The 19,822-nt window shown below is 66.7% G+C and carries 17 protein-coding genes; 10 read left to right on the forward strand and 7 right to left on the reverse strand.

Translation table 11 applies throughout. The features are described 5' to 3' along the window. Positions 1–59: 59 nt before the first annotated feature. From rplI to rpsF, 4 genes are all read right to left on the reverse strand, one after another. Entirely contained in the window at positions 60–506 is a 447-nt protein-coding gene (gene rplI / locus OG395_RS27935) for a 50S ribosomal protein L9 (protein WP_266983684.1), read from the reverse strand. Between the two features lie 18 nt (positions 507–524). After that, complete coding sequence (gene rpsR, locus OG395_RS27940) at positions 525–761, reverse strand: 30S ribosomal protein S18 (protein WP_003967857.1); 237 nt, start codon at positions 759–761, stop codon at positions 525–527. Positions 762–804: 43 nt separating this feature from the next. Continuing rightward, positions 805–1,419 (reverse strand): single-stranded DNA-binding protein, encoded by a 615-nt coding sequence (locus OG395_RS27945; protein WP_327245386.1) that lies wholly within the window; start codon positions 1,417–1,419, stop codon positions 805–807. Positions 1,420–1,493: 74 nt separating this feature from the next. After that, positions 1,494–1,784: a 30S ribosomal protein S6 gene (gene rpsF, locus OG395_RS27950; RefSeq protein ID WP_015609864.1), complete on the reverse strand. Its 291-nt coding sequence runs from the start codon at positions 1,782–1,784 to the stop codon at positions 1,494–1,496. A gap of 276 nt (positions 1,785–2,060) precedes the next feature. On the opposite strand from rpsF, the gene OG395_RS27955 reads away from it, so the two are divergent. The 3 genes from OG395_RS27955 to OG395_RS27965 all read left to right on the forward strand — a co-directional run bounded on the left by OG395_RS27955 (position 2,061) and on the right by OG395_RS27965 (position 4,850). Next, positions 2,061–2,372 (forward strand): hypothetical protein, encoded by a 312-nt coding sequence (locus tag OG395_RS27955; protein WP_327245387.1) that lies wholly within the window; start codon positions 2,061–2,063, stop codon positions 2,370–2,372. A gap of 218 nt (positions 2,373–2,590) precedes the next feature. Next, a complete protein-coding gene (locus OG395_RS27960) occupies positions 2,591–3,709 on the forward strand; it encodes a lipid II:glycine glycyltransferase FemX (RefSeq protein WP_327245388.1) in 1,119 nt (372 codons plus the stop codon). Between the two features lie 109 nt (positions 3,710–3,818). Beyond that, positions 3,819–4,850, forward strand: a complete 1,032-nt coding sequence (locus tag OG395_RS27965) for an alanine racemase (protein WP_037702122.1) — start codon at positions 3,819–3,821, stop codon at positions 4,848–4,850. A gap of 91 nt (positions 4,851–4,941) precedes the next feature. Here the strand turns inward: OG395_RS27965 and OG395_RS27970 are convergent, their stop codons facing one another. After that, entirely contained in the window at positions 4,942–6,468 is a 1,527-nt protein-coding gene (locus OG395_RS27970) for a glycosyltransferase family 87 protein (RefSeq protein WP_327245389.1), read from the reverse strand. 113 nt (positions 6,469–6,581) lie between these two features. Further along, positions 6,582–8,873 (reverse strand): transglycosylase domain-containing protein, encoded by a 2,292-nt coding sequence (locus OG395_RS27975; protein WP_327249483.1) that lies wholly within the window; start codon positions 8,871–8,873, stop codon positions 6,582–6,584. A gap of 153 nt (positions 8,874–9,026) precedes the next feature. Between OG395_RS27975 and OG395_RS27980 the strand changes: the two genes are divergently transcribed. From OG395_RS27980 to OG395_RS28000, 5 genes are all read left to right on the forward strand, one after another. Further along, positions 9,027–9,188: a hypothetical protein gene (locus tag OG395_RS27980; RefSeq protein WP_327245390.1), complete on the forward strand. Its 162-nt coding sequence runs from the start codon at positions 9,027–9,029 to the stop codon at positions 9,186–9,188. Positions 9,189–9,684: 496 nt separating this feature from the next. After that, complete coding sequence (locus OG395_RS27985; RefSeq protein WP_327245391.1) at positions 9,685–10,392, forward strand: PadR family transcriptional regulator; 708 nt, start codon at positions 9,685–9,687, stop codon at positions 10,390–10,392. Positions 10,393–10,459: 67 nt separating this feature from the next. Beyond that, positions 10,460–11,542 (forward strand): inositol-3-phosphate synthase, encoded by a 1,083-nt coding sequence (locus tag OG395_RS27990; RefSeq protein ID WP_327245392.1) that lies wholly within the window; start codon positions 10,460–10,462, stop codon positions 11,540–11,542. A gap of 124 nt (positions 11,543–11,666) precedes the next feature. Further along, the gene (locus OG395_RS27995; RefSeq protein WP_327245393.1) at positions 11,667–12,935 is read left to right on the forward strand and encodes an MFS transporter; all 1,269 of its coding nucleotides are present in this window, start codon (positions 11,667–11,669) and stop codon (positions 12,933–12,935) included. 214 nt (positions 12,936–13,149) lie between these two features. Next, on the forward strand, positions 13,150–13,533 hold the full coding sequence (locus OG395_RS28000; RefSeq protein WP_327245394.1) for an LppU/SCO3897 family protein: 384 nt from the start codon (positions 13,150–13,152) through the stop codon (positions 13,531–13,533). Positions 13,534–13,653: 120 nt separating this feature from the next. On the opposite strand, the gene OG395_RS28005 is transcribed toward OG395_RS28000, so the two are convergent. After that, positions 13,654–15,096: a CCA tRNA nucleotidyltransferase gene (locus OG395_RS28005; protein ID WP_327245395.1), complete on the reverse strand. Its 1,443-nt coding sequence runs from the start codon at positions 15,094–15,096 to the stop codon at positions 13,654–13,656. A 183-nt stretch (positions 15,097–15,279) separates the two neighbouring features. On the opposite strand from OG395_RS28005, the gene OG395_RS28010 reads away from it, so the two are divergent. Both OG395_RS28010 and murJ read left to right on the forward strand, forming a co-directional pair. Next, complete coding sequence (locus OG395_RS28010; protein WP_327245396.1) at positions 15,280–17,577, forward strand: DUF6049 family protein; 2,298 nt, start codon at positions 15,280–15,282, stop codon at positions 17,575–17,577. A 49-nt stretch (positions 17,578–17,626) separates the two neighbouring features. Further along, a complete protein-coding gene (murJ, locus tag OG395_RS28015; protein ID WP_327245397.1) occupies positions 17,627–19,783 on the forward strand; it encodes a murein biosynthesis integral membrane protein MurJ in 2,157 nt (718 codons plus the stop codon). Positions 19,784–19,822: the final 39 nt, after the last annotated feature.

The raw sequence follows: 19,822 nt of genomic DNA on the forward strand, positions 1-19,822 counted from the left end.
CGGCAAAGGGTCGCACCCCGCGGGGTGCGACCCTTCAACTGCTCTGGTGAGCTGTGCCCTTAGGCAGCAACGACCTCGATGCCGAGCTTCGCCGCAACCTCGGGGTGCAGACGCACGGACACCTGGTGCCCGCCGAGCGTCTTGATCGGCGAGCCGAGCTCGACGCGACGCTTGTCGACGTCCGGGCCACCGGCAGCCTTGATCGCCGAAGCGATGTCGGCCGGAGTGACGGAGCCGAAGAGACGGCCGGCGTCGCCGGAGCGAACGGCCAGACGAACCTTCACGGCCTCAAGCTTGGCCTTGATCTCATTGGCCTGCTCGATCGTCGCGATCTCGTGGATCTTGCGGGCGCGGCGAATCTGCGCCACGTCCTTCTCGCCACCCTTGGTCCAGCGGATGGCAAAGCCACGCGGAACCAGGTAGTTACGGGCGTACCCGTCCTTGACGTCGACGACGTCACCGGCAGCGCCGAGGCCGGAGACCTCGTGGGTGAGGATGATCTTCATTATTCGGTCACCCTTCCCTTATCGCGCGGTGGACGTGTAGGGCAGCAGCGCCATCTCACGGCTGTTCTTGACTGCCGTGGCGACGTCACGCTGGTGCTGCGTGCAGTTGCCGGTTACGCGGCGGGCACGGATCTTGCCGCGGTCGGAAATGAACTTCCGCAGCATGTTCGTGTCCTTGTAGTCCACGTACTGGGTCTTGTCCTTGCAGAAAGCGCAGACCTTCTTCTTAGGCTTGCGCACAGGCGGCTTCGCCATGGTGTTTCTCCTGTGTGATCAAGAAGTGGGGGTACGAGCTGCCCTAGAAGGGAGGCTCGTCCGAGTAGCCGCCGCCGGAACCGCCGGAGCCGCCGGAGCTTCCGCCCCAACCGCCTCCGCCGCCCTGCTGACCCCCGCCTTGCTGGCCGCCGGCCGGCGCGCTGGTGGCCCACGGGTCGTCGGCGGGAGCACCGCCGCCGCCCTGCTGGCCGCCGCTACCGGGACCGCCGCCCCAGTTGCCGCCGCCCTGCTGGCCACCGCCGTAACCACCCTGGCCGCCCTGGCCACCGCGACCGGTGGTCTTGGTGACCTTGGCCGTGGCGCTCTTGAGACTGGGGCCGACTTCCTCGACGTCCAGCTCATAGACCGTGCGCTTCACGCCTTCGCGGTCTTCGTACGACCGCTGCTTCAGCCGGCCCTGCACGACAACGCGCATGCCTCGCTGGAGCGACTCGGCGACGTTCTCCGCCGCCTGCCGCCAGACCGAGCAGGTGAGGAACAGGCCTTCGCCGTCCTTCCACTCATTGGTCTGCCGGTCGAAGATGCGGGGAGTGGACGCGACACGGAACTTCGCGACCGCCGCACCGGACGGGGTGAAGCGCAGCTCGGGGTCGTCGACGAGATTGCCGACGACCGTGATGACGGTCTCGCCTGCCATGGGTGAACCTCTCGGCGGGGATTGCTTCTGGCTGCTTGCTGCTACTCGAACCCGATGACCGCTGAGCTAGATGCTCAGTGGATCTCGGGACGGAGGACCTTGGTCCGGAGGACCGACTCGTTCAGGTTCATCTGGCGGTCGAGCTCCTTGACGACCGCAGGCTCGGCCTGCAGGTCGATGACCGAGTAGATGCCCTCGGGCTTCTTCTTGATCTCGTAAGCGAGACGACGACGGCCCCAGGTGTCGACCTTCTCAACCTTTCCGTTGCCCTCACGGACGACGGAGAGGAAGTTCTCGATCAGCGGGGAGACAGCGCGCTCCTCGAGATCGGGGTCGAGGATGACCATCACCTCGTAGTGACGCATGTGGAACCCACCTCCTTTGGACTCAGCGGCCACGGTCGTTCCGTGGCAGGAGGGTCGTGATGCGTAAGCAACAGTGTCTCCGAGTAAAACAGCCGCCACTGACAATGCCCCCTTCTGAAGAGAGCTGCCGTGCTGGCCTGGGCAGACACCGGTGCAGACCGTACAGAGTACCCGCACACCGGCTTCCGGTTGAAATCCGGTGCTCAGGAGACGCAATCTGTACACATCGGGTGTGAGCGGCGCCACGAGGCGCCCCTTTCGGCCAGGAGGTACTCCATGGCACAGACAACGCAAACCCGCCGCCCCGCTGTCTCCCTTCTCGCCACGGACGGCAGGCCGCATCCGCTCCAGGACGCTCTGGTGGCGGTAACCGTGGTCCTCGGTCTAGTCGCCTTCGTGACGGCAATGTTCCACAGCCTGCATCTGATCAGCTCGTGGGCCGGACTCATCGGGATCCTCACGGGTGCATACGGGCAGTACATCTCGGCGACCACCCGCGAGAGGTTCCCGCTGATCCTCGGTATGGGCGCGTCCGCCATCGGGTTCTACCTGGGTATGGCCCACGGGGGCCTCTTCGGCGGCCTGTAGCCACGCCTGTCCCGGACACCTCCGGACCGCCGGTCCCGGCGGTCCACCCGCATCCCGTCAGGGGGTCGTACAGGCCCCCGGGGGGCGGACAGCCGGGACCCACCTGGCCGACAAGGTCCGACAGGGCCAGACGACGCGCTCCCCCGGTCGCAGTAGGCTTCGGCGCGAGAGCCGGAGCCCCTGACCGATGGGGACACACCTGCCGAGGAGCGCCCCGCATGAGCCTGACCTTGAGGACCATCAGCCGAGAGCAGCATCTGGCGTACATCCAGAGTCTGCCGTCGGCCAGTCACTGCCAGGTCCCGGCGTGGGCGGATGTGAAGACCGAATGGCGCTCGGAGAACCTTGGCTGGTTCGACAAGAGCGGCGAGATCGTGGGCGCCGCCCTGGTGCTGTACCGCCAACTCCCGAAGATCAAGCGGTATCTCGCCTACCTCCCCGAGGGCCCGGTCATCAACTGGTACGCGCCGAACCTCAACGACTGGCTGCAGCCGATGCTCGCGCACCTCAAGCAACAGGGCGCCTTCTCGGTGAAGATGGGTCCGCCGGTCGTCATCCGCCGCTGGGACGCAGCCGCCATCAAGTCCGGTATCCAGGACCCCGACGTGAAGCGCCTGCGCGACGTCGAGGCCACGCACATCGAGCCGCGTGCCTTCGAAGTCGCGGACCGGCTGCGGAAGATGGGATGGCAGCAGGGCGAGGACGGTGGCGCCGGCTTCGGCGACGTTCAGCCGCGCTACGTCTTCCAGGTGCCGCTGGCGAACCGCTCGCTCGAAGACGTCCTCAAGGGCTTCAACCAGCTGTGGCGGCGCAACATCAAGAAGGCTGAGAAGGCCGGCGTCGAGGTGGTCCAGGGCAGTTACGAGGACCTCGCCGAATGGCAGCGGCTGTACGAGATCACCGCCGTGCGCGACCGCTTCAGGCCGCGTCCCCTCTCCTACTTCCAGCGCATGTGGACCGTCCTCAACTCCGAGGACCCCAACCGCATGCGGCTGTATTTCGCGCGCCACAACGGGGTGAACCTCTCCGCGGCGACGATGCTCGTCGTCGGTGGGCACGTCTGGTACTCCTATGGCGCGTCCGACAACATCGGACGCGAGGTACGGCCTTCGAACGCCATGCAGTGGCGGATGCTGCGCGACTCCTACGCGATGGGCGCCACCGTCTACGACCTCCGCGGCATCAGCGACTCGCTCGACGAGACCGACCACCTCTTCGGCCTGATCCAGTTCAAGGTCGGCACCGGTGGCGAAGCCGTCGAGTACGTCGGTGAGTGGGACTTCCCGCTCAACAAGCTGCTGCACAAGGCGCTGGACATGTATATGTCGCGCCGCTGACGAAACCGGCTTCATTCGTTTCAATAAGCACGTCGGGTGCTTCAGGCACTCCATCAAGCTCTGCATACCTCTGATACACCGCAGCCACCAGAAAGGTTCCGGACCGGCCATGGCGCTCTCCCTCTACGTCGACACCGCGCGCTGGCGGGCGCACCAGAAATCCGTCCTCGACCAGTTCCCCGGGCTCGTCCCGGTCTGCAAGGGAAACGGATACGGCTTCGGTCACGAGCGACTCGCGGACGAGGCGATCCGCTTCGGCTCCGACACACTCGCCGTCGGCACCACCTACGAGGCAGCCCGCATAAAGGACTGGTTCAGCGGCGATCTGCTGGTCCTCACCCCGTTCCGGCGGGGTGAGGAGCCCGTGCCGCTGCCCGACCGCGTCATCCGGTCGGTCTCCTCCGTGGACGGCGTGCACGCGCTTGTGGGCGCCCGGGTCGTCATCGAGTGCATGAGCTCGATGAAGCGTCACGGCGTCAAGGAGGAGGAGCTGGGTCAGCTGCACGCCGCCATCGAGGACGTGCGTCTCGAAGGCTTCGCGCTGCACCTGCCGCTGGACCGCACCGACGGCTCGGACGCGGTCGAGGAGGTCATCGGCTGGATGGACCGCCTCCGCGCCGCCCGGCTGCCGCTGCACACCATGTTCGTCAGCCATCTGCGCGCCGAGGAGCAGGCCCGGCTGCAGCAGCAGTTCCCGCAGACCCGCTTCCGCGCCCGGATCGGCACACGGCTGTGGCTCGGCGACCACGACGCGACGGAGTACCGGGGGGCCGTCCTCGACGTCACGCGCGTCGCCAAGGGTGACCGTTTCGGCTACCGCCAGCAGAAGGCCGCCTCCGACGGCTGGCTGGTGGTCGTCGCCGGCGGCACGTCGCACGGCGTGGGCCTGGAGGCCCCGAAGGCGCTGCACGGCGTGATGCCGCGCGCCAAGGGCGTCGCCCGCGCGGGCCTGGCCACCGTCAACCGGAATCTGTCGCCCTTCGTCTGGGCGGGCAAGCAGCGCTGGTTCGCCGAGCCGCCCCACATGCAGGTGTCGATCCTGTTCGTGCCCGCGGACGCACAGGAACCGAAGGTCGGCGACGAGCTGGTGGCCCATCTGCGCCACACGACCACCCAGTTCGACCGCCTCGTCGACCGCTGAGCCACCGGGCCGGACGGCACGACGAACCGGCCCCCACGACCGATGGGGCCAGGGCCTCGCCAAGGGTTTCGCGCCCTTGACGAGGCCCTGTTCAGTCCGCGGCCGGTCCAGGCTGCCCTGTTCGGTCTGTGACCGGCCCGTGTGCCCCACCCCACTCCACCCGCGGCCCCTCGACCGCGGGTGCCGCGTGCCGTGGCGGATGCGCCGCCGCATGCCCGAGCACGAAGACGTCCTCGGCGCCGTCGAACACCCCACCCGACGGATCGTCCGAACCGTCCTTGCGTACGACGTCCCGCTCCGGCATCAGAATGTCCCGTACGACGACGGCGCAGAAGTAGAGCGTGCCCAGCAGATGCAGGGCGATCGCCACCTGATAGCCCTCCGTCGGCAGTCCCTGGTGTTTGTCGCCGCTCGTCGTGTACGCGAGGTACATCCAGATCCCGAGGAAGTACATGACCTCGCACGCCTGCCAGATCAGGAAGTCCCGCCACCGCGGCCTGGCCAGCGCGGCAAGGGGGATCAGCCACAGCACGTACTGCGGCGAGTAGACCTTGTTGGTGAGAATGAACGCCGCGACGACAAGAAGGACCAGCTGGGCGAAGCGGGGCCGGCGCGGGGCCATCAGCGTCAACACCAGGATGCATGCGCAGAGGAAGAGCGTCAGCAGCGTCGATACGGTGTTCACCGTGCCGACCGGGATGGAAATGCCGGTGCGCTGCGAGATGATCAGCCAGAACGACCCGAAGTCGAGCGGCCGGTCGTGGCTGAACGTGTAGAACTTCTTCCACCCCTCGGGCGCGAACACCATCACCGGCAGGTTCACCACCAGCCATGATGCGGCCGCGCCAAGTGTCGCCACGAAGAACTCCCGCCATTTGCCTGCCCGCCAGCTGAGGACGAAGACTGCCCCCAGCAGGAATACGGGATAGAGCTTCGCGGCCGTGGCGAGGCCGATGAGGATGCCGAACGCCAGCGTCCGCTGCCGGGACCACATGAGCATCGCCGCAGCTGTCAGCGCGACGGCCAGCAGGTCCCAGTTGATCGTCGCGGTGAGCGCAAAGGCGGGCGCGAGCGCGACCAGCAGTCCGTCCCACGGACGGCGCCGGTGGGTACGGGCGACACACACCGCCATGACCGCGGTGCAGATCAACAGCATGCCCGCGTTGACCATCCAGTACATCTGCTCGCGGTACTGGATGGAGCCACCGGGCGTCAGCCAGGCCGCGACCTGCATGAACACCCCGGTCAGGACGGGGTACTCCAGGTACTGCATGTCGCCGCTCAGCCGGCCGAAGTACGGCACGAGACCGTCCGCGAAACCACGTCCGACGAAGAGGTGCGGAATGTCGGAGTAGCAGGCATGCGTGTACTGCGAGCTGGCGCCCCTGAACCACGCCCAGTTGTAACAGGGCGCTTTCTGCACCATGCCGAGCGCGAACATGCCGATCGCCACCAGGGCGACGACACGCACAGGCGTGAGGGGGCCGGAGCCGAGCCGCGCCCAGCGCCCCGACCGGCCGCCGATCAGCTCGCTACCGGCCGCGGCGATCTCGTCCTGGTGCGTGGGCCGAACGACAGGCCGTTCCTGGTGCACGCTCGTGTCTTCTGCGCTTGGCATGCCGCACATCCTGCCGTACGGGGCTGTGGAAACGGCGAGGGCCGCCGCACCGAGTGGTGCGGCGGCCCTCGTGGCTTTCTTCCGGCTGCACCTATGGGCCGGCTCTTCGGTCGCTATCCGGTCGAACCTCCGAAGAGACCGCCATTGCCGTTCCCGTTGCCGTTCCCGTTCCCGTTCCCCCCGCCACCTGACGAGGTCCCCGGAGACGTAGTCCCGTCCGTCGGAGTGGGAGATCCGCCTCCGCCGCTACCGGCCGAGTTACCGCCGTTGTTGCCTCCGTTGCTGTTCTGGCAGTTCCAGTCCCACGCCCCGCAGCTGCCGCTCGGGTCGGGCGTGGGGGAGGAGGGAGTCATCGAAGGAGTCGTGGACGGCGTGTTGGAGGGGGTCTGCGACGGCACGATGCTCGGCGTCGGCGACGGGCTCGGTGCGCCGCCCCCGTAGAGCGTCTCGCCCCACGGCTCCGGCTTCGGGAAGGTCAGGACCTCCGCCCCCTTCAGCGCGTCGGCCATGTAGTCGTGCCAGATCTGGGCCGGGAACGAGGCACCGTGGATCGTCTTCTCGCCACCCGTGCCGTACATCTTCTCGAACTTACGGTTCTGGTGCTTCTCGTTGTCGTCATACCGGAACATGCTGATGGCGGTCGACAGCTGCGGGGTGTACCCCACGAACCAGGCGGACTTGTTGTCGTCCGTCGTACCCGTCTTGCCCGCCACGTCACGGCCGGGGAGCTGGGCGGGCGTGCCGGTCCCCTTCTCGACGACGTTCTTCAGGACGTCGGTGACGTTGTCGGCGACGGCATTGTCGAAGGCGCGCTGGGGAACCTTCTTGTGCTGATAGATGATGTCGCCGCGGTATGTGACCTTCTCGACGGAGTACGGGTCGTGCTGCATCCCGCTGTCGGCGAAGGTGCCGTAGGCCCCAGCCATCCGGATCGCGCTGGGCTGGGACGTGCCGATGGAGAACGACGGAACGGTCGAGTCGGCCATGGAGACGTCGTCGTGCAGGCCTGCGGCGACGGCAACGTCCTTCACCTTGTCGGTGCCGACGTCCATACCGAGCTGGACGTAAGGGGAGTTGGCGGACCACTGCATGGCCTCGCGAAGGGTGATGTTCCCCCTCGACTCATGGCCGTCGTTGCTCTGCAGCCACTCCTTGCCGTTCTCGTCGGTCCAGATCTCACCGTTGTATTTCTTGATCTTCAGCCGGTCGTCGGCGTTGTAGATGCTCTTCGGCGAGACCTTCGTGCGCTGCGATGCGTCCTGATCCGGCGTGCCTTTCGGGTCACGCGTGCCGTACTCCATCGCGGCAGTCAGCACGAACGGCTTGAAGGTCGAACCGACCTGCGCGCCGGTGGTGTCGGCGTTGTTGGTGTAGTGCTGCGTCGCGTCCTGACCACCGTAGATCGCGCGAATGGCGCCGGTTTTCGGATCCACCGAAGCGCCGCCGAACTGGACGTGCGTGTCCGTCTTGGGGCGCTGCTTCGGCTTGATCTTGCGGTCGTAGACCTTCTTGACCGCGGTGTTGAGCGCCTCGACCTTTTTCTCGTCGAAGGTGGTGTGGATCTCGTAGCCGCCCAGGGCAAGCTTTTCCGGGGTGACGTTCTTGTTGTTGTTGAGGAAGGTCTTCCGGGCGAGGGACACCAGATAACCGGTCTGACCGCCCAGCTGCGCGTTTTGCTTCGGCGGATCCGGCATGGGGAACTCCGTGTACTTGGCGCGCTCCTTCTGGGTCATACGCCCGTCCTTCACCTCCTCGTTGAGGATCCAGCGCCAGCGCCTCTCCGCCCGATCCTTGTTCTTCGCAGGGGTCGCCTCCTTGGGGTCGGCCTCGGTAACGCCGGCCGGGTCAAAGTAGGTCGGGCCCTTCAGCAGGGTGGCCAGGAAGGCACACTGGCTCGGATTGAGCTTGCTGGCGTCCGTGCCGTAGTACGTACGAGCCGCGGCCTGGATCCCCGATGCGCCTCGCCCGTAGTACGAGATGTTCAGGTAGCCGGCCATGACAGTCCGCTTGGTCTCCGTCTTGCCGACCTTGATCGTGATGAAGAGCTCTTCGAACTTCCGGCTCAGGGTCTGCTCCTGGGAGAGACGCGAGTTCTTCACGTACTGCTGGGTGATCGTCGAGCCGCCCTGGGTCTGTCCGCCCTTGGCCATGTTGTAGAAGGCCCGGGCGATACCCATCGGGTCGATGCCACTGTCGGTGTCGAACGACTTGTTCTCCGCCGAGATGACGGCGTTCCGCATGGCCTCGGGGATCTGCTCGTAATCGATGATCTGACGGTTAGCCTCACCGCCCGTGGCGATCATCTGCCTCCCGTCGGCCCAGTAGTAGACGTTGTTCTCCGCCTGGGCCGCAGCCTTCACACTGGGTTTCCCGACCATCGCGTACGCGATACCGCCGAGGCCCATGAGAAGGCCGAGGAAGCCGATGCACAGGCCGGAGACCAGCTTCCAGGACGGCACCCAGCGACGCGCTCCGTACTTGCCGACGCGCGGGTAGTCGATGAAGCGCTTCTTGACTGGACGCTGATTACCGCGCCCGCGGCCCCGACCAGGACCCTCGTGCCCATCGCCACCACCACCGCGACGTCGGCCACCGCCGCCGCCATGACCCGCGCCACCTCCCTCGGCGGCACGTCGGCTCCCGCTTCCACGCTGCGCGGCTCGTCTGGCCGCGGCACGCCCGCCGTACGGACTCTCGTCGCCGTACGAACCGGAAGGTGACTCAGTAGTTACTCCGCGTGACGGGGCTGCGCGGCGTCCTGAGGACTGCTGGGCGGCTCGTCTGGCCGCGGCACGCCCGCCACCTTGCGGTTGCTGCGTCTTGCGACGGTGCTCGCTCATCGAACGACTACTCCTCGGGCAGGCGAAAACGCCTGGAAGCGGCAGTTGAGATCCGGTCCCCCCGAATTACGGACGGACCCTGCGACAGGCTCATCCGCAGTGCGTCCGGTCAGTCCGCGACGACTGACGCTCGGGGGCGTCGTGCGGTTCCCGGTGGTCTGCATGCCGCACAGACTACGCACGGTCAAAACCCACCTAGGGCCCAAGTTCACCCCAAATCACGCAAGTCGCTTCCTGCGAATTGGTGATGTGACGCCGTTCACGATGACCCCCCTTGTCGCATCGCGGTGAGCGATCTATCGTCATGATGTATCGAGTCGATACATCAGCCCGGCATAGGGCTCCGCGAGAGCACCCGGAGAAGGAGGAGGCGAAGTTGAGCAGACGCTCGGGCATCCTCGAATTCGCCGTACTCGGCCTGCTCCGCGAATCCCCCATGCACGGGTACGAACTACGCAAACGCCTCAACACCTCGTTGGGGATCTTCCGCGCCTTCAGCTACGGCACCCTCTACCCCTGCCTCAAGACGCTGGTAGCCAGCGGCTGGTTGATCGAGGAACCGGGAAACGGTCCGGCAGAGGTTCCGCCCGCCGTCGGACGTGCCGTCACCCCTGCCTCTTCACTGGCAGGACGCCGCGCCAAGATCGTCTACCGGCTGACGGCAGAAGGTAAGGAGCACTTCGAGGAGTTGCTCTCGCACACCGGCCCCGACTCCTGGGAGGACGAGCACTTCGCAGCCCGCTTCGCCTTCTTCGGACAGACGGAGCACGAGGTGCGGATGCGCGTCCTGGAAGGCCGCCGCAGCCGGCTGGAGGAGCGCCTGGAGAAGATGCGCGCCTCTCTGGCACGCACCCGCGAACGACTCGACGACTACACGCTTGAGCTGCAGCGACACGGCATGGAATCCGTGGAGCGCGAAGTGCGCTGGCTGAACGAGCTCATCGAGAGCGAGCGGTCGGGACGGGATCAGCGACGATCCTCGCCCGAGGGCTCCGCTCAGCAGAACACAGCAGGGGAGACGGACGGCCTGCCCCGGCACCGGGGTCATACCCCGCCGGATCCGTCCGACGACACCGCCAAGTGAAGTCCCGGCACTTCCGCAGGGCCTTCATCGGAATCACCAAGAACACTCAACACAGGGAGCAACCGGAATGGGTTCGGTTCGCGTAGCCATCGTCGGCGTGGGCAACTGCGCCGCCTCGCTGGTGCAGGGCGTCGAGTACTACAAGGACGCCGATCCGGCCGGCAAGGTGCCCGGTCTGATGCACGTCCAGTTCGGCGAGTACCACGTGCGTGACGTCGAGTTCGTCGCCGCCTTCGATGTCGACGCGAAGAAGGTCGGCCTCGACCTCGCGGACGCCATCGGTGCCAGCGAGAACAACACCATCAAGATCTCCGACGTTCCGAACACCGGCGTGACCGTCCAGCGCGGCCACACCCACGACGGCCTGGGCAAGTACTACCGCCAGACCATCGAGGAGTCCACCGAGGCCCCGGTCGACGTCGTCCAGGTCCTCAAGGACAAGCAGGTCGACGTCCTCGTCTGCTACCTGCCCGTCGGTTCCGAGGTCGCTGCGAAGTTCTACGCGCAGTGCGCCATCGACGCCAAGGTCGCGTTCGTCAACGCCCTCCCGGTCTTCATCGCCGGCACCAAGGAGTGGGCGGACAAGTTCACCGAGGCCGGTGTCCCGATCGTCGGCGACGACATCAAGTCCCAGGTCGGCGCCACCATCACGCACCGCGTGATGGCGAAGCTCTTCGAGGACCGGGGCGTCATCCTGGACCGCACGATGCAGCTGAACGTCGGCGGCAACATGGACTTCAAGAACATGCTCGAGCGTGAGCGCCTGGAGTCCAAGAAGATCTCCAAGACCCAGGCCGTCACCTCCCAGATCCGTGACCGCGAGCTCGGTGCGGACAACGTCCACATCGGTCCGTCGGACTACGTGGCCTGGCTGGACGACCGCAAGTGGGCGTACGTGCGCCTCGAGGGCCGCGCCTTCGGTGACGTTCCGCTGAACCTGGAGTACAAGCTCGAGGTCTGGGACTCCCCGAACTCCGCCGGTGTCATCATCGACGCCGTGCGCGCCGCGAAGATCGCCAAGGACCGTGGCATCGGTGGCCCGATCCTCTCCGCGTCCTCCTACTTCATGAAGTCCCCGCCGGTCCAGTACTTCGACGACGAGGCCCGCGAGAACGTCGAGAAGTTCATCAACGGCGACGTCGAGCGCTGACACGACCGGCAACGGCGTGTGACCGTGGCAGGGCGATGAACGGCAACGCTTCTCCCCTTCCGCCTCGTTGAGGGTCCCCGGGCAATCCGCCCGGGGACCCTCAACGTATGTGACCCTTGCCCACATGCCCGTCGTACGTGATCTGCGCGTACTCCTGCGCCTTCGGAACTTCCGTCGTCTGCTGGCCGTACGGCTCCTCTCCCAGTGTGCCGACGGCGTCTATCAGGTCGCCCTGGCCGCGCACGTCGTCTTCTCCCCGGAGAAGCAGACATCAGCGGCGGCCATCGCCTCCGCGATGGCTGTGCTGCTGCTGCCGTACTCGCTCATCGGCCCTTTCGCCGGTGTCCTGCTGGACCGCTGGCCGCGCCGCCAGGTCTTCCTGTACGGCAATCTGCTGCGCGCAGCCCTCGCCTGCTGCACTGCCCTGCTGATCCTCGGCACCGCACCCGACTGGCTCTTCTACGCCTCCGCGCTGTGCGTCACGGCGGTGAACCGCTTCGTGCTGGCGGGACTCTCGGCCGCGCTGCCGCGGGTCGTCGACAGGGACCGGCTGGTCATGGCCAACTCGCTCTCACCGACAGCGGGCACGCTCGCCGCCACGGCGGGCGGCGGCCTCGCCTTCGCCGTACGCCTCGTGGCTGCGGACTCGGATGCCGTAGTGGTGATGCTGGGCGCGGGGCTCTACCTCGCCTCGGCACTGGCCTCTCTGCGCCTCGCCACCCAACTCCTCGGACCGGACAGGAACGGCAGCCCTCTCCGGCTGAGGGACGCGCTGGCCACCACCGCGCACGGGCTCGTCGACGGGCTGCGCCATCTGGCGGAACGGACCGACGCCGCACGGGTACTGGCCGCCATGACAGTGATCCGGTTCTGCTACGGGGCTCTGACCGTGATGGTGCTGATGCTGTGCCGGTACGCCTGGTCCGACAGCGAATCCGGTGGTCTGGCCCTGCTCGGACTGGCCGTGGGCGCCTCAGGGGCGGGATTCTTCGCGGCGGCCGTACTGACGCCCTGGGCGGTTGGACGGCTCGGCCGGTTCCGCTGGATGGCGACGTGCGCCGCCGCGGCTGCCGTCCTCGAACCCGCGCTCGGACTGTGGTTCACCCCCGGACCGATGCTGGTCGCGGCGTTCGTCCTCGGAGCCGTCACTCAGGGAGCGAAGATCGCGACGGACACGGTGGTGCAGACCGCGGTGGACGACTCATTCCGCGGTCGCGTCTTCTCCCTGTACGACGTGCTGTTCAACGTGTCCTTTGTGGGCGCTGCCGCAGTAGCCGCTGTGGCTCTGCCTCCTGACGGGAGGTCGGTCACAGTGGTGATCGGGCTTGCGCTGCTCTACGGGATCGTCGCCGTGACGATGTTCCGGTGGAGCCGTGTCAGTGAGGCGCTATAGCGTGCGCGCGTCAAAAGAAGAGCGGGCGCACGCTCCACGGGGTATTCGCATGCCCTATCCGCCTCAGTAAGGCCCTGGACCATACGGGCAGCAGCCTCAACAGCCGTACCCACCCCAACAGCCTGCGTACGGCTATCCGCAACAGCAGCCGTATCCGCCGCATCAAGGTCAGCCGCCGTACGGCGGCTACCCCGGTGAACCCCCGGCTCAGGGCATGCCCCCACAGGGCCCGCCGCCTCAGAACATGTCCGGCGGCAAGAAGGCTTTCCTGGCGGTGCGCAACATCGCCATCATCGCGGTGGCGCTCGGCGCCCTCGCGAGTCTGAAGTTCGGCTGGGACAAGATATTCGAGTCGGACGCCAAAGCCGCCTCGGTCGGAGACCGCCTGCAGAACAAGGGCTCCAACATCAGCCCGGACATGGCGTCGGCCGACTGCAGCTCGTCGGCAGCCGAGTACAAGGTGTCCGAGGTGCACGACGACACCACGGACACGGACCTGTGCGACGCCAAGTGCGTCGCCTACACCGAGACCTCCGGCAGTCGTAAGAGCCGGACCAGTGTGGTTCTCTGCCCGACGCCGATGAAGTCGACGGGCTGACCTTCTTCCGCGACAGATACCGAACAGTCACGCAGAGGGGCGTTGTTTCACGTGAAACAACGCCCCTCTGCACATCCGGTCGCGGTCATGTTTCACGTGAAACATGACCGCGTTCCACCCTCAGCTCTGCTCGGCCCACCACTTCTTGAGCTCCGCGACGGCCACGTCATGCCCCATCGGGCCGTTCTCCAGCCGCATTTCCAGCAGGAACGCGTACGCCTTGCCGATCACCGGTCCAGGGCCGACGCCCAGCGTCTTCATGATCTCGTTGCCGTCCAGGTCGGGCCGGATGGCGTCCAGCTCCTCCTGTTCCTTCAACTGTGCGATGCGCTCCTCAAGCGCGTCATAGGTGCGTGACAGCGCGCCGGCCTTGCGCTTGTTCCGCGTCGTGCAGTCCGAGCGCGTCAGCTTGTGCAGCCGCTCCAGCAACGGGCCCGCATCCCGCACATACCGGCGGACGGCGGAGTCGGTCCACTCGCCGTCGCCATAGCCGTGGAAGCGCAGATGCAGCTCCACCAGCTTCGAGACGTCCTTGACCGTGTCATTGGAGTACTTGAGTTCCGTCATGCGCTTCTTGACCATCTTGGCGCCCACCACCTCATGGTGATGGAACGAGACCCGTCCGTCCTTCTCGAAGCGCCGGGTCCGCGGCTTACCGATGTCATGGAGCAGCGCGGCAAGCCTCAGAGTCAGGTCGGGACCATCCTCCTCCATGTCGATCGCCTGCTCCAGCACGGTCAGCGAGTGCTCGTAGACGTCCTTGTGGCGGTGATGCTCGTCACTTTCCAGCCGCAGCGCGGGCAGCTCCGGCAGCACCTGCTGCGCCAGTCCCGTATCGACCAGGAGTGCCAGTCCCTTGCGAGCGTGCGCGGAGAGCAGCAGTTTGTTGAGTTCCTCACGGACCCTCTCGGCCGAGACGATCTCGATACGGCCCGCCATCTCCGTCATCGCGGTGATGACATCAGAAGCGACCTCGAAGTCCAGCTGCGCAGCGAACCGCGCGGCACGCAGCATGCGCAGCGGATCGTCGGAGAAGGACTCCTCGGGTGTCCCGGGGGTGCGGAGCATCCGCTCCGCCAGGTCCTCCAGACCGCCGTGCGGGTCGATGAATTCCTTCTGCGGCAGCGCGACGGCCATGGCGTTGACCGTGAAGTCGCGGCGTACGAGGTCCTCCTCGATGGAGTCGCCGTAGGAGACCTCGGGCTTGCGCGAGGTCCTGTCGTACGCCTCCGACCGGTACGTGGTGACTTCGATCTGGTAGCCGTTCTTCTGGCAGCCCACTGTGCCGAAGGCGATACCGACCTCCCACACCGAGTCGGCCCATGGACGCACGATCTTCAGTACGTCCTCGGGCCGGGCGTCGGTGGTGAAGTCCAGGTCGTTCCCGAGCCTGCCGAGAAGCGCGTCCCGGACCGAGCCACCGACCAGGGCCAGACCGAATCCGGCATCCTGGAATCGGCGGGCAAGGTCGTCGGCGACCGGGGAGACCCGCAGCAGTTCACTGACTGCGCGATGCTGCACCTGGGTCAGGGCACTGGGATTCTCTTCATTGACGTTCGGCACAACAGAAAAGGGTACGTGCCCGGACCGGCCCGGGCGTCATCGTTTCTCTCCGCCCTGCAAGACTCTCCCGATCATGTAGCGCACACCCAAGCACTTAGCCCCCGCGCACATCGTTACCATGCGGGGACGCAGCAACCGACAACCATCGACAGCAGCTGACGACGACGAGGGATGGGTAGGCGCGTGGCCGAGGCGGCAGACATTCAGGGGATCAGTCCTTCTCCTGCCCGCCGGTGGCTGCGGCGCACAGCATCCTTGATCGTCGCAGCACCGCTCGTCGGAGCGCTGCTGGCCGGCACGGCCGCGCCCACGGCGCATGCCGACGTACCGAGCAAGGCTCCCACCAGGTCAAGCACCGTCGACGTGTCCCTGGACACACTGGCCCCGAGTGCGCCGGTCAAGGGGGACACGCTCACCGTCTCCGGCACCCTGACCAACAGGAGCAAGGAATCGGTCACCGACGCCCGGGTCGATCTGCGCGTCGGGCCGAGGCTCTTCAGCCGGACATCGATCGACGCCGCCGCAGAGCGCACCGGGTACGTGCCCGGCAGCGATCCCGCAGCGATCGGCGGCAAGTACACGGTGGAATTCGCGAAGCTCCCTTCGGGTATCAGCCAGGACTTCACGCTGTCCGTGCCCGTCGACAAGCTGGAGCTCAACGACGCAGGTGTCTACCAGCTCGGTGTCTCCCTGTCCGGGCGGACCGCCCGGTCCTCGTACGAGCAGGTGCTCGGAATCCAGCGCACCTTCCTTCCCTGGCAGGCGGAGGAGAGCGATTCCAAGACCCGTGTCACCTATCTCTGGCCTCTGATCGCATCTGCCCATGTCACTGCCGAGACCGGCTCCGACGAACAGCAGACACCGGTCTTCGCCGATGACGACCTGGCGGCCGAGATCGCTCCGGGCGGTCGCCTCGACCAGATGGTCTCGCTGGGCAGCCAGCTGCCCATCACCTGGGTGATCGACCCTGATCTGCTGGCCGGCGTCGACGCGATGGCGAGGAGCTACCGCGTCAAGGTTGGCGACACCACCGTTCCCGGGAAGAACCAGGCCGTCGCCAAACGGTGGCTCAGCTCACTCCAGAAGGCAGTGGCGGACGGCAAGGTCGTGGCGCTGCCTTTCGCCGATCCGGATCTTGCGTCCATCGCGCACCGCGGCAAGAACGTCTCGGGGACCCTCAGCCACCTGCAGACCGCCACCGAGGTGGCCGGCACAACGGTGGAGACGATCCTGCACGTGAAGCCGTCCACCGACTTCGCATGGCCGGTCGACGGCGCGATCGATCCTTCGATCGTCGATGTCGCCACGTCGGCCGGTGCCCACAACGTGATCGCCCGCAGCGACAGCCTCCAGGAAACAGGGAGACTGCCGTACACACCGACCGCAGTCCGACCGATCGGTGGCGGTACCAACGCCGTCGTGGCCGACTCCCGGCTCTCCAAGGCCTTCGAGGGGGACATGACGCATGCCGAGGATTCCACTCTCGCCGTTCAGAAGTTCCTGGCCACGACCCTCGCGCTGACCGAGCAGGACACCGATACCGAGCGCAGCATCGTCGTCGCGCCACAACGGATGCCGACCGCCGCTCAGGCGTCGTCGATGGCACGCGCCCTGCACGCCCTCGACGACGAACGGTGGACGCAGCCCCTAGACCTCGTGGGCGCGGCCGAGGCCGAGCCCGACGCCCAGGCGACGACGAAGGTCCCCGGGACCTCCCAGTACCCGAAGCGGCTCCGGAGCCAGGAGCTGCCCACTCAAGCCTTCCAGGACATCAAGTCCACCCAGGTCTCGCTGGGCAGCTTCCAGGTCATCCTCACTCATTCGGAGCGGGTGGTGACCCCCTTCGGCAACGCGATCAACCGGGCCATGTCGACGTCGTGGCGCGGCAGGCCGCTGAAGGCACAGCAGTACCGGGACTCGGTGCGCACATACCTGCAGGGGCTCATCAACGAGGTGCAGCTCATTTCGAAGTCGGACGTCACGTTGTCCGGCCGCAGTGCCACGATCCCGGTGACCGTGCAGAACAGACTGTTGCAGGATGTCGATCATCTGGTGCTCCGGCTGAAGTCGGAGAACGCCACACGACTCAGGCTGAACAACGGCGGTGCGGTGGCCGAGCAGCCGATCCGTATCGCCGGTGGCCACAGCCAATCCGTGAAGTTCGACGCAGCTGCGAACGCCAACGGCCAGGTGCAGGTTGTGGCGCAGCTGTACACCGAGGACGACATGCCGTACGGCGAAGAGATGACCTTCACGGTAAAGGTCTCCGAAGTCACACCGACCGTGTTGCTGGTGATCGCCGGCGGGCTGCTGCTGCTGGTCCTCGCAGGCATCAGGATGTACACCCATCGCAAGCGCGCCAACGCAAGCGACCCGGCCGGAGATGGCGGCGGTGAACCCGAGCAGCCGAGTGACCCGACGCCGGACACCGGTCCGGAAAGCGGGGAGCCGTCAGGCACGGGTGAGAAAGTAGACCGTTGAGCGATGTCTGTCGTGGCCGGTCGGCCGGGGACGATGAGGTGGGGTTTCGATGAACGCGCCGTACGACGGTGATCGTGGTCAGGGTGCGGGCGGAGATGGTTCTTCCGGTGGCCCCCCGATGCCACCTGGCCCGGGCCAGGTGCCGCTGCCGCCCGACCCGTACCTCCAGGACGCGTACGACCGCGACCCTTACCGCGCTCAGGATCTGTCCACCCAGGACCCGGTGACCGAGGCGCTGTACGACCGCGCCGCCCACCCGCCGCCACCCCCTGGCACGTATCAGCCGCCGCAACCCCTCTACCAGCAGCCGCCTGCGGCGCAGTACGCCCCCGATCCACGCATCTGGGCGCAGACCCCGCCGCCCGAGCCCGACGGCCCGTCCCGGCACCTGCCGTACGGGGACGACGCGGCGACCACGCAATTCGTCGGTGTGGACGACCTCGTCACCCAGGCGTCCGAGCACAACGAGCAACCGGACGCATTCGCTCACCTGTTCCGGGATCAGGAGGGCCCGGCCGGGTCCCCCGCTCCGTCCGAGCCGGAACCGGCCCCGGCACCCGCCCCGCCGAAGTCCGGCGGCCGAGCCTCGGGCCTGCTGAAGTCCAGCGCGGTAATGGCGGCCGGCACACTCGTGTCCCGTCTTACCGGCTTCGTCCGCAGCCTGGTGATCACCGCCGCGCTGGGTGCGGCACTGCTCGGTGACAGCTTCACCATCGCCTACACGCTGCCGACGATGATCTACATCCTCACCGTGGGTGGCGGGCTCAACTCGGTCTTCGTTCCTCAGCTCGTCCGTTCCATGAAGGACGACGAGGACGGCGGCGAGGCGTACGCCAACCGCCTGCTCACGCTCGTCATGGTCGCCCTCGGCGTGATTGTCGCGATCGCGGTCTTCGCTGCTCCCTTGCTGATCCATCTGATGTCGAGCACGATCGCGAACGATCCGGCGGCCGACAATGTGGCCACCACCTTCGCCCGGTACTGCCTGCCGACCATCTTCTTCATGGGCGTGCACGTGGTGATGGGCCAGATCCTCAACGCCCGCGGAAAGTTCGGCGCGATGATGTGGACCCCGGTCCTCAACAACATCGTCATGATCTTCACGTTCGGCATGTTCATCTGGGTCTACGGCACCTCCGCCGAATCCCACATGGGTGTGCAGACGATTCCGCCGGAGGGCGTCCGGCTGCTGGGTATCGGCACACTGCTCGGCCTTGTCGTCCAAGCCCTGGCGATGATTCCGTACCTGCGCGAGGCCGGCTTCCGCTTCCGTCCGCGCTTCGACTGGAAGGGCCACGGACTCGGCAAGACCGTCAAGCTGGCCAAGTGGACCGTTCTGTTCGTCTTCGCCAACCAGGCCGGCGTGCTGGTCGTCACGCAGCTCGCAACCGCCGCCGGTAAGGCTTCCGACAGGAACGGCACGGGGTTTCTCGCCTACTCCAATGCACAGCTGATCTGGGGCATGCCTCAAGCGATCATCACCGTCTCGGTCATGGCAGCCCTGCTGCCCCGTATCTCCCGGGCCGCCCACGACAACGACCCCGGCGCGGTCCGCGACGACATCTCGCAGGGGCTGCGCAACTCCGCCGTGGCAATCGTGCCGGTCGCCTTCGCGTTCCTCGCGCTGGGCGTGCCGATGTGCACACTGCTGTACTCCTCCAGCGGCACCGAGGCCGCCAGGTCCATGGGCTTCATCCTGATGGCGTTCGCCCTCGGTCTCATCCCGTACTCCGTGCAGTACGTGGTGCTCCGTGGCTTCTACGCCTACGAGGACACCCGCACGCCCTTCTACAACACGGTCATCGTCGCCGGGGTCAATGCCGCCGCTTCCGCTCTCTGCTACGCGGTGCTTCCGGCCCAGTGGGCGGTCGTCGGCATGGCGGCTTCGTACGGGCTGGCCTATGCCGTCGGCGTGGGCATCGCCTGGCGCCGACTGCGTAACCGGCTGGGTGGCGACCTGGACGGCGCACACGTCGTCCGTACCTACGCCCGCCTGTGTCTCGCGGCGATCCCTGCGGCGATCCTCGGCGGTGGCGTGGGCTTCGCACTGCTCCAGGGCTTGGGCGAGGGTGCCTTCGGTTCGCTGATCGCCCTGCTCTGCGGTGGGACCGTGCTGATGGGGGTCTTCTTCATCGCGGCGAAGCGCATGCGGATCGAGGAGATCAACGGCATGGTCGGGATGGTCCGGGGGCGGCTCGGACGCTGAGGATCAACCCGCCCGCACAACCATCGCCGGTCTCCGTGT

The organism is Streptomyces sp. NBC_01320 (assembly GCF_035974375.1).
GTDB classification, from domain to species: Bacteria; Actinomycetota; Actinomycetes; order Streptomycetales; family Streptomycetaceae; genus Streptomyces; species Streptomyces yanii.

Coding starts and splice junctions, on each gene's coding strand:
- OG395_RS27945 (WP_327245386.1), bottom strand. CDS start 1,419: ATGGCAGGCGAGACCGTCATCACGGTCGTCGGCAATCTCGTCGACGAC.
- OG395_RS28000 (WP_327245394.1), top strand. CDS start 13,150: ATGCCCCCACAGGGCCCGCCGCCTCAGAACATGTCCGGCGGCAAGAAG.
- rpsF (WP_015609864.1), bottom strand. CDS start 1,784: ATGCGTCACTACGAGGTGATGGTCATCCTCGACCCCGATCTCGAGGAG.
- OG395_RS27955 (WP_327245387.1), top strand. CDS start 2,061: ATGGCACAGACAACGCAAACCCGCCGCCCCGCTGTCTCCCTTCTCGCC.
- rplI (WP_266983684.1), bottom strand. CDS start 506: ATGAAGATCATCCTCACCCACGAGGTCTCCGGCCTCGGCGCTGCCGGT.
- OG395_RS27960 (WP_327245388.1), top strand. CDS start 2,591: ATGAGCCTGACCTTGAGGACCATCAGCCGAGAGCAGCATCTGGCGTAC.
- OG395_RS27995 (WP_327245393.1), top strand. CDS start 11,667: ATGCCCGTCGTACGTGATCTGCGCGTACTCCTGCGCCTTCGGAACTTC.
- OG395_RS27970 (WP_327245389.1), bottom strand. CDS start 6,468: ATGCCAAGCGCAGAAGACACGAGCGTGCACCAGGAACGGCCTGTCGTT.
- OG395_RS27990 (WP_327245392.1), top strand. CDS start 10,460: ATGGGTTCGGTTCGCGTAGCCATCGTCGGCGTGGGCAACTGCGCCGCC.
- OG395_RS27975 (WP_327249483.1), bottom strand. CDS start 8,873: ATGGGCCTCGGCGGTATCGCGTACGCGATGGTCGGGAAACCCAGTGTG.
- murJ (WP_327245397.1), top strand. CDS start 17,627: ATGAACGCGCCGTACGACGGTGATCGTGGTCAGGGTGCGGGCGGAGAT.
- rpsR (WP_003967857.1), bottom strand. CDS start 761: ATGGCGAAGCCGCCTGTGCGCAAGCCTAAGAAGAAGGTCTGCGCTTTC.
- OG395_RS27965 (WP_037702122.1), top strand. CDS start 3,819: ATGGCGCTCTCCCTCTACGTCGACACCGCGCGCTGGCGGGCGCACCAG.